Below are 1,305 nucleotides of genomic sequence, written 5' to 3'. Positions count from 1 at the left end.
CGGGTGCATCGTCAAGCCACAGACAGCCAGCCGTGAAGCAATGGAGCGCATCACGTACTCCGCTTGCTTTCGACTGCGGCAGTGCACCACCGCATCATCGGCGTAGCGGGCAAACGGGCAGTTGGGGCTGGTACGTTGCATCCAGGTGTCGAAGGCATAGTGCATGAACAGATTCATCAGGAGGGGACTGATCACTCCACCTTGCGGGGTGCCGCGTTCGCGTGGGACGCGCATGCCGTCATCCGTTTCGAACGGCGCAACCAGCCACCGCTCGATGTACAGAAGTATCCAGTCCTCCTTGATGTGCAGGCGCACCGCCTTCATCAGCAACCCATGATTGATCTGATCGAAGGCTGCCTTGATATCAAACTCCACCACCCAGTCGTATCGCCAGCAGCGCTCACGCGTGATCGCCACCGCCTGCTTCGCTGATCGTCCCGGCCGGTACCCATAGGAGTCCGAGTGGAAGATCGAGTCCAGCTCCGGCTCGATGAGAAGCTTGACCACGGTTTGCGCGACACGATCACCAACCGTGGGCACTCCCAGCTTGCGCGTGCCTCCCGATGCCTTGGGAATTTCTACTTGCTTGACCGGAGGCGGGAAGTACGACCCCGACGACATCCGATTCCACAGTTTGTAGAGATTCTTAGACAGATCCCGCTCGAAATCGGCGATGGTTTCATCGTCGATGCCGGCAGCACCGCGGTTGGCCCTGACCTGCTGGTAGGCGTCCCATACCGTGCGTTTCGCTATGTCATAAGGTTTCGCCGAGCTCACGCCACTCATCCCCGGAGGTTGGCAACGCTCGTCGGCCGGATAACGCCGCCCCTTCGCTCCACCTCCATTACAGAGGCTTCATCGCTACTACGGGAGGCTCCGCCCCTCGTTCCAGCATCGGTATTCTTCCTCATGGTGTTGGCCATTTGTCATTTTCCTTCGCATCTGGAACAAGGTTCTCACGTTCCGTACCAAAGCCTGTATGAAGATCATGCCGCCTATACACCGGCTGCCATCGGGTCCGTAAGCAGGTAACGCCCCGACTTGTCCTGAAGCCAGTACTCCACCTCAGTTTCGGCAGCACCTTGGGCATAACGATGCGTCATCGGACGGTTTGCTTTCGCTCATCTTCTCCATACTCACCTGCCATCCTCAGGGATGACTTTTCCTCGGTCGCTCACCACCACACCTTTTGGATGCAGCAGCACCGGGTGGTTTGAAGTCCGCTCCTGCAAGCCGACTTCGGAAGGCCTACTTCCATCTTCGGCACAGCAGCACAGGTCATCTGACCTGTGTTCGTGACACACA

The 1,305-nt window shown here is 58.3% G+C and carries 1 protein-coding gene; it reads right to left on the bottom strand.

Going from position 1 to position 1,305, the window contains the following annotated elements:
* Positions 1–786 (bottom strand): group II intron reverse transcriptase/maturase (gene ltrA, locus HZR81_RS23540; RefSeq protein ID WP_500129390.1); only part of this gene is annotated, 786 nt, incomplete at its 3' end.
* Positions 787–1,305: the final 519 nt, after the last annotated feature.

Origin of the sequence: Pseudomonas sp. LM13 (assembly GCF_041381355.1) — a bacterium.
In the GTDB taxonomy this organism is placed as follows: Bacteria; Pseudomonadota; Gammaproteobacteria; order Pseudomonadales; family Pseudomonadaceae; genus Stutzerimonas; species Stutzerimonas frequens.
Note: the sequence above shows the minus strand (reverse complement) of the source record. Positions and strands in the feature narration are given on the sequence as shown.